This window comes from Brenneria alni (assembly GCF_003666245.1).
In the GTDB taxonomy this organism is placed as follows: Bacteria; Pseudomonadota; Gammaproteobacteria; order Enterobacterales; family Enterobacteriaceae; genus Brenneria; species Brenneria alni.
This window is the reverse complement of the sequence record NZ_MJLZ01000013.1, coordinates 72546-80515: the sequence shown is the minus strand read 5'-3', so window position 1 is coordinate 80515 and position 7970 is coordinate 72546. Positions and strand designations below refer to the sequence as shown.

Here is a 7970-nt window from a genome sequence, read left to right as displayed (position 1 = left end):
GTAATATACCTGGGCATGGAAATAGATTAAAAATGATATAAATTCGGTTTTAGGGTGTGTCCTGGTTAAAAAAACGGTTTTTTAGCCAGAGAAATAACAGACGGGAGGATTTGATGCTTACCGATGATGCATAACGTTTACAAAAATGTAAACGTTATGCGGGGAAGGGTTAGCTGACTTTTTCTACCGGATGGCGATAGGCATCCAGCCACTCGCTGATGCGCTGTTGCTGTGCTGCATTTAACCACATACCCAGTTTTGTTCGTCGCCAAATGACATCATCCAGTGCGACCGCCCACTCTTTCTCAACCAGATAGCGAAGTTCTGCTTCATACAGGTCGTGGCCGAAATGCTCACCCAGAGAGGCAAGACCGTTGGCATTCGCCAGAATCAGCTCGCTGTTTGAGCCATATGTCCGGCTATAGCGGCGCGCCAGCGCTTCCGGCAGATTAAAGCGGCGGCGCAGGGCGGCGGCGTAGTCATCACGCGTGCCAGAGATATCTCCGCCGGGTAAAACGGTATTCCTGGTCCAGGCTTTCCCCGCCTGAGGGTAATATTTTTCCAGCTTATCCAGCGCATGTTCCGCCAGCTTACGGTAGGTGGTCAGTTTGCCGCCGAATACGGATAACAGCGGAGCCTTACCGTGTTCATCGTCAACCGACAGCGTGTAATCGCGGGTGATGGCTTGCGGAGAGTCTGATTCATCGTCGCACAATGGTCGCACGCCGGAATAAGTCCAGACGATATCATCACGGGTGAGCGGTTGCTTAAAGTGATCGTTATAAACCTCCAACAGGTAGTCAATTTCGCTATCGTCGATTTTCACGTTATGCGGCTCGCCATGATATTCCACATCGGTGGTGCCGATAATAGAAAACTCATCCTGCCAGGGGATCACAAACACAATGCGGTGATCTTTATTCTGGAGAATATAAGCCTGAGGTTGGTTGTGGACTTTGGGCACCACGATATGGCTGCCTTTGATCAGACGGATGCCATAAGGCGATTTCAGTTGCAGGCCCTCATCAAAGAACTGCTTCACCCACGGGCCTGTGGCATTGACCAGACCTTTGGCGCGCCAGGTGAGTGTTTCACCGCTGATTGAATCGACGGCTTCCACCACCCACAAACCTTGTTCCCGCCGGGCGCTGACGACGTTGGTGCGGGTACGCACTTCCCCTCCGCGCCGGGTGACTTCCTGCGCATTCAATACCACCAAACGCGCATCATCCACCCAGCAGTCTGAATACTCAAAACCTTGTGTCAGTTCTGGTTTTAATACCGATCCTGCGCCGAATTTCACGCTTTTACTGGCAGGCAGGCTAACCCGTTTGCCAATGTTGTCATACATAAACAGACCGATGCGGATCATCCATGCCGGGCGCAGATGTGGTTGATGCGGTAAGCGGAATCGCAGGGGGAAAATAATGTGGGGCGCCATTTTCAGCAGGGTTTCACGCTCGGAGAGCGCCTCGCTGACCAGGCGAAACTCATAATGTTCCAGATAGCGTAAGCCGCCGTGAATCAATTTAGAGCTGGCGGAGGAGGTGGCGCTGGCCAGATCCTGTGCTTCCAGCAACAAGACGGATAACCCACGGCCAGCGGCGTCTGCGGCAATGCCTGCGCCGTTAATGCCGCCGCCGATCACAATCAGATCTTTGGTTTCCACGTTTACCTCCACCGTTAAAATAAAAATGTTCGTTTTCGCGCATTATAATAATCGAAAACAAACAAGGCAGCTAATGCTTAACCAAATAAAAACATTTATGCGTGATGCAGCTAACAATTTGATGATGGTTGTCACATTAAAAATAGGGGTATTGAGGTGAAGAAAGAATGAAGAAGCAGAGCGAGTCTGGCATTAATGCAGTATGGCTGCCCAGAAATTGAAATATTTAACAACTGAGAATATTTCGTGCGCCACAATGCCGCCATTTTTATACTACATTGTAGTACGCACCCGACGTAGGGTGGTTCAAGCGCCCCCCCTACGAACCCGGGCTTGTGGCTGAAATTACGCCGCTGGCGCAGGTTTATAAAGGTTATTGCTGCCCGTAATAGGCATGGGGGCCGTGCTTACGGTTGAAGTGTTTATTCATCAGATAGCCGTCGATCGAATGCAGATGTGGATTAATCGAACAGGCGATCCACGCCATTTTCGCCACTTCCTCCATCACCACCGCATTGTGCACCGCTTCATCGGCGTCTTTGCCCCAACTGAAAGGCCCATGCTGATAAACAATGACCCCCGGTGTATGCAGCGGATTGCCGTCGCCAAGCGTTTGAGCAATGACGACGCCGGTATTCTTCTCATATTCCGTTTCCACTTCCTGTGGCGTTAAAGGCCGGGTGCAGGGAATATCGCCATAAAAATAGTCGGCGTGTGTCGTACCCAGTGCGGGGATCGCTAACCCCGCCTGCGCCCAGGCGGTAGCGTGAGTGGAATGGGTATGGACGATCCCGCCTATTTGCGGATAGCGGCGATATAACTCCAGATGCGTGGCGGTATCGGAAGAGGGCCGGTATTTGCCTTCCACCACCTCTCCCTGCATATCAACCACCACCATGTCACCGGCCTGCATGATGTCATAAGCCACCCCGCTGGGCTTGATGACGATGAGCTGCCGTTGCCGATCGATTGCGCTGACGTTACCCCAGGTGTAGGTCACCAGATCGTGGCGCGGAAGCGCCATATTGGCATCAAAAACCTGCTGTTTTAGCGGCTCTATCATGCGACTTCCTCCATCAGTAAACCGGCCTGAGCCATCTGTTGTTTTACCCAGTCACGCGCAGCGGTGATTTCTTTTACCGGGTCGGGCGACGTTTCACTCCACATTTCGATCAGATAAGGGCCGCAGTAGCCGCTTTCCCTGAGTGTGGTAAAGCAACGTGCAAAATCAACCACGCCGGTGCCGAACGGCACATTTTTGAAAACCCCCGGTCGGGTATCTTTAACATGCACGGCCACGATATGGCCTTTCCCTGCTCTCAGCTCCATTTGTACATCGTTATCCCAGGCGGACAGGTTGCCGATATCCGGGTAAAGCTGGAACCACGGATTATTGAGATAGTTCGCGTAGCCCAGCGCTTTGCTGATGGAATTCATTAACGGGTAGTCCATGATTTCCATCGCCAGCGTGACCTGCGCCCGGCTGGCCATTTCCACGGCCAGTTGCAGGCCGTGGCGGAAACGTTCCCGGGTGAGATCGTTAGCCTGTTGGTAGTAGACATCGTAACCGGCGAGCTGAATGACACGAATTCCCACATCCTGCGCCAGACGGATGGCCTTGAGCATGATTTCCAGCCCCTGATTGCGAATGTCGTCATCTTCGCAACCCAACGGGAAGCGCCGGTGGGCGCTCAGGCACATGGACGGGACACGAATACCGCTGATGGAAATAGCGCTGACCAGCTCCAGGCGTTGCTTACGGCTCCAGTCAAGCCGCGCCAGTCGGCCATCACTTTCGTCTACCGACATTTCGACAAAATCAAAACCCAGTTCTTTCGCCAGTTGCAGATGCGTCAGCCAGCTTTCGCCCGGTGGCAGCGCTTTTTCATAAATACCGAGAGGAACCGCTTTCGTGAGCATGAAATCACCTTATCCCCAGAGCTGGGCGATGCTGCGTTTGAATTCACGAGCGGCTTCTACCGGGTTTGCTGCATCACGAATACTGCGGCCAGCAATGAATACATGAATGGGAATACCTTTGAACAATGGCAAATCATCTAATGCCAGGCCACCGGTGACGGTAACGTTGAAACCCATAGCGGCCAGCCGCTTAATCGCGTTGATGTCGGCATCGCTCCAGGCGACTCCCGCGGCCTGTGCATCCCGGCTGCGGTGATACACCACCTGTTGGATACCGATATCCCGCCAGGCTTCAGCCTGTTCCCAGGTCCAGAACCCGGTCAGCTCGATCTGCACGTCGCCCTTGAACTCGCGGGCGACCTCCAGTGCGCCAGCGGCGGTGTTAATATCCGCGCAGCAAATAACGGTGACCCAGTCGGCATTGGCTTCGAAACACATCCGTGAAAGAATTTTCCCTGCGTCGGCAATTTTCGCATCCGCCAGCACAATCTTGTGCGGATAAAGGGATTTCAGATCGCGCACCGCACGTACCCCTTCGCCCACACACAGGATGGTGCCCACTTCAATAATGTCCACCTCTTCGGCGATCAGCCGGGTGGTTTGGTAAGCATCCGCCAGCGTTTGGTTATCCAACGCAACTTGTAACATCGGTAAATGAGACATCAGCAAACTCCTTAATCAGTATGCCGCCATTGCGGTTCGGTCAATCAAATTCAGTACATCCTGCTCGGTACGACAGGCGCGCAGGCGGTCAAAGTTGGCTTCATCTTCAAACAGATTCACGATTTGCATGATGCCCACTTCCTGATGGGTATTGGCATCGACCGCCGCCATAGTGATCAGGATGTCGACCGGATCGTTATCTTCATGATTGAAGTTCAGCGGCGTTTTCAATGTGACCAGTGCAAACCCTGTTTTTATGACGCCTTCTTCCGGGCGGCCATGAGGCATAGCAAGGCCTGGGGCGATAACGAAATAAGGGCCGAAATTTTTTACGCCATCGAGAATGGCCTGATAGTAGCGCGGCTCGACGACATCGGCGGCGACCAGCAGATCAACACCGATTTTTACCGCTTCCTGCCAGGTACTGGCTTCGGTTTGCAGGCGTATAGAATGGTTTTCCGCCAGAGAATCGCGTAGTTTCATCGTTGATCCCTATTGCTTTACGTTCGCAGGAAAGTGCGCATTGATGATTTCCAGCAGTTTTGGCCCGAAATCAGCGGCGGAAAGCATATTGCGCACGCCGATGACATATTTATTGCCACTGACGGTGATTTCATCGGCGACATGCGTGGAAGCGATAATGATATCGGCGCCACTCAGTTCTGCTTTGTATTCACCTACTGCACAGCTATTGACGGTGTGGCTGATACCTTGTTGCGTCAAAAATTGGCCTACTTTCATTTTCATGATCATTGAACTGCCTTGCCCGCAGCCGCATACAGCCAGAATTCTTACGGTCATAGTGATTTCCTCCAGAATTAGTTCGCAGTGGACTCCGCGAGTTTCTTTTTGGCATCTTCTTCAGCCCGTAATGTGCGGCTGGCAAAGACCATGTAAATCAGCGCAATAACGATAACGATCCCCATAAACCATAGGCCGAGCGTTAACCCCTGCATCAACGGCGGCGCCAGAATTGACCAGTCCGCCATTCCCATCCATGCGCTCAGGCCGGTCAGTTTTATTGCCCATACGCAGCCAAATATTTCGATCATGCCCATTGCCACACAGATCTTCAGCGCCGCACGCCAGCCGCCAAAGTGGTTGGCAAATACGCCGATGGTGGCGTTGGAGAAGAACATTGGAATAAAACCAGGAATGATCATGATCGGGGAGCCATTGCCAATCAGGATGCCAACGGCAATCAACTGACCGATGGTGCCCCACATGAATCCCCATACTACGGCATTGGGCGCGAAGCTATAGATTGCCGCACAGTCGATAGCCAGTACGGCGCCGGGGATCAATCGCTGGGAGATACCGTTAAAGGCTTCGGAGAGTTCGGCGACGAACATCCGTACGCCTTGTACGATGATGAAAATGGCGACGGCAAACTGAAAGCCGGTTTGCAGGATATAAATGCTCCAATGCGTTTTCCCTGCCATTTGCTGAACGGTGTCCAGGCCGAAAGAAAGCAGGATCGCGCCAAAGAAAACCGTCATAACCAGCGCGGTAGAAACAATGTTGTCATGGAAGATATTCAGCCAGCCCGGAAGTTTCAGTTGTTCCACGCTCTCTTCTTTTTTTCCCAGATAAGGCGCGAGCTTATAGGCTATCCAGGAGGCGAACTGCTGCTGGTGCCCGATGGAGAAACCGCTGCCATCGGTTACCGCCTGTGTGGGTTTGTACATCATATTCGACGTAATGCCCCAGTAAAGGGAAACCAGTACGGCGCTACAGATGATGGTGGTCCACATCGGATAACCGAGGATGTAAAAGAAGACCGCGAGCAACCCCGTCTGCTGGAACATTATGTGACCGGTGAGCATGATGGTGCGGATACCGGTGACCCGGCGTAGCAGGACGTAAAAAATATTCAGCGCCAATGCCAGCAGCACGGCATAGCCGACCCAACTGTAGGCCTCGCCCATGCGTTCGACAGTCGCCATCATCGAAGCGTAAGTATCTGATATAGCGCCGTTGATGCCATAAACATCAGACATTTTGGCGACTACCGGTTTGAACGTGCTGGTCAGAATGCCGGAACCTGCCTGTAACAGCATAAAGCCAATGATGGTTTTGATCGTGCCTTTAATAATGACGGTGGTGCTTTTACGCAGCAGTAAATAACCGAAAAACGTCACTATCCCCAGCAGCAGCGGGGCATTCGTCATGACCTGATTAAAGAAAATCGTAAAGACATTATAGAGGGTTTCCATAAGCACTCCGTTCGGCTTTTGGTCATTCTGTTACGCGCCATATTTGAATGGCTTTGGCGCGGGCAAAGTTACTTTATCAACCAGTTAAAATCATTAAAAGTCATTTGTTGATTATTTGTGATAAAAAATAAAAAAGCTTTTTTAAGTAAAATTTTGCGTTATTTATTAAATGATAATGTGATTTTCATCATTTAATTTTATTAAATTAACATTTATTTGAAGGCTAATTATAACCTTTACCAAAAGAATTATTTGTCCTGCATGATTTTTATATCACTTTTCATGATTGTTTGTGTGACATTATGATGATATTTTGATTTATAAAATCATTATATTGATTTTTGTGATCTAATTATGATTTTTTATTCAACAACGCGCCAAAACGACCGATGATGAGGTTCACACTATGAGTAAAATCGAGAGCATTACCCGTGAGTCATGGATTCTGAATACCTTCCCGGAATGGGGAACCTGGCTGAATGAAGAAATAGAACAGGAGCAGGTGGCGCCCGGTTCGTTTGCTATGTGGTGGCTGGGTTGTACCGGCATCTGGTTAAAATCGGAGGAGGGGGCAAACATTTGCGTGGATTTCTGGTGCGGTACGGGCAAACAGAGTCACGATAACCCGTTGATGAAATCAGGTCATCAAATGCAGCGTATGGCGGGCGTGAAAAAACTACAGCCTAATTTACGTACCACGCCCTTTGTCCTCGATCCCTTTGCCATTCGTCAGGTTGATGCCGTGCTGGCGACGCATGATCATAATGATCATATCGATGTGAATGTGGCCGCCGCCGTGATGAAAAACGGTGACCGCAACGTGCCCTTTATCGGCCCGGAAAGCTGTGTGAACCTGTGGATTGGCTGGGGCGTGCCGCGTGAACGCTGCATCGTAGTAAAACCGGGGGATGTCATCACCATCAAGGATGTTGAAATTCATGCGCTGGACGCGTTCGACCGCACGGCGTTGATTACGCTCCCGGTAGAGGAGAAAGCAGCGGGCGTACTGCCAGACGGCATGGATAAGCGGGCGGTGAACTATTTGTTTAAAACGCCGGGCGGCAATCTTTACCACAGCGGGGACTCGCACTATTCAAACTATTACGCCAGGCATGGAAACGAGCATCAGATAGATGTGGCGCTGGGTTCCTACGGTGAGAATCCGCGTGGCATCACCGATAAAATGACCAGTTCCGACATATTGCGTATGGCGGAGGCACTGAATGCCAAAGTGGTTATCCCGTTCCATCATGATATCTGGTCGAATTTTCAGGCCGACCCTCGGGAAATTCGTGTGCTGTGGGAGATGAAAAAAGATCGCCTGAAATATGGCTTCAAGCCTTTTATCTGGCAGGTCGGCGGTAAGTTTACCTGGCCGCAGGATAAGGATAATCTGGAGTATCACTATCCGCGTGGGTTTGATGATTGTTTTACTATCGAACCGGATTTACCGTTTAAATCTTTCCTGTAAAACCACAAGGCGGCGTAGTCCGCCCTTTTTA

The 7970-nt window shown here is 51.0% G+C and carries 8 protein-coding genes; 1 reads left to right on the top strand and 7 read right to left on the bottom strand.

Annotated features, from left to right (window positions below; all coding sequences use genetic code 11):
• Positions 1 to 169 precede the first annotated feature (169 nt).
• The 7 genes from glpD to ulaA all read right to left on the bottom strand — a co-directional run bounded on the left by glpD (position 170) and on the right by ulaA (position 6468).
• Entirely contained in the window at positions 170 to 1669 is a 1500-nt protein-coding gene (glpD, locus tag BIY29_RS08160; protein WP_121574642.1) for a glycerol-3-phosphate dehydrogenase, read from the bottom strand.
• Positions 1670 to 2042: 373 nt separating this feature from the next.
• Positions 2043 to 2729 (bottom strand): L-ribulose-5-phosphate 4-epimerase, encoded by a 687-nt coding sequence (locus BIY29_RS08155; RefSeq protein WP_121574648.1) that lies wholly within the window; start codon positions 2727 to 2729, stop codon positions 2043 to 2045.
• Positions 2729 to 3589, bottom strand: a complete 861-nt coding sequence (locus BIY29_RS08150) for an L-ribulose-5-phosphate 3-epimerase (protein WP_121574641.1) — start codon at positions 3587 to 3589, stop codon at positions 2729 to 2731. The genes BIY29_RS08155 and BIY29_RS08150 overlap by 1 nt, the downstream gene beginning before the upstream one ends.
• Positions 3590 to 3598: 9 nt before the next feature.
• Positions 3599 to 4252 carry a 3-keto-L-gulonate-6-phosphate decarboxylase UlaD gene (locus tag BIY29_RS08145; protein WP_121574640.1) on the bottom strand — a complete coding sequence of 218 codons (654 nt, stop codon included), beginning with the start codon at positions 4250 to 4252 and terminating at the stop codon, positions 3599 to 3601.
• Between the two features lie 15 nt (positions 4253 to 4267).
• A complete protein-coding gene (gene ulaC / locus BIY29_RS08140; RefSeq protein WP_121574639.1) occupies positions 4268 to 4735 on the bottom strand; it encodes a PTS ascorbate transporter subunit IIA in 468 nt (155 codons plus the stop codon).
• Between the two features lie 9 nt (positions 4736 to 4744).
• Entirely contained in the window at positions 4745 to 5053 is a 309-nt protein-coding gene (ulaB, locus tag BIY29_RS08135; protein WP_121574638.1) for a PTS ascorbate transporter subunit IIB, read from the bottom strand.
• A gap of 17 nt (positions 5054 to 5070) precedes the next feature.
• Positions 5071 to 6468 carry a PTS ascorbate transporter subunit IIC gene (ulaA, locus tag BIY29_RS08130; protein WP_121574637.1) on the bottom strand — a complete coding sequence of 466 codons (1398 nt, stop codon included), beginning with the start codon at positions 6466 to 6468 and terminating at the stop codon, positions 5071 to 5073.
• 406 nt (positions 6469 to 6874) lie between these two features.
• On the opposite strand from ulaA, the gene ulaG reads away from it, so the two are divergent.
• Positions 6875 to 7939 carry an L-ascorbate 6-phosphate lactonase gene (ulaG, locus tag BIY29_RS08125; protein WP_121574636.1) on the top strand — a complete coding sequence of 355 codons (1065 nt, stop codon included), beginning with the start codon at positions 6875 to 6877 and terminating at the stop codon, positions 7937 to 7939.
• Positions 7940 to 7970 lie beyond the last annotated feature (31 nt).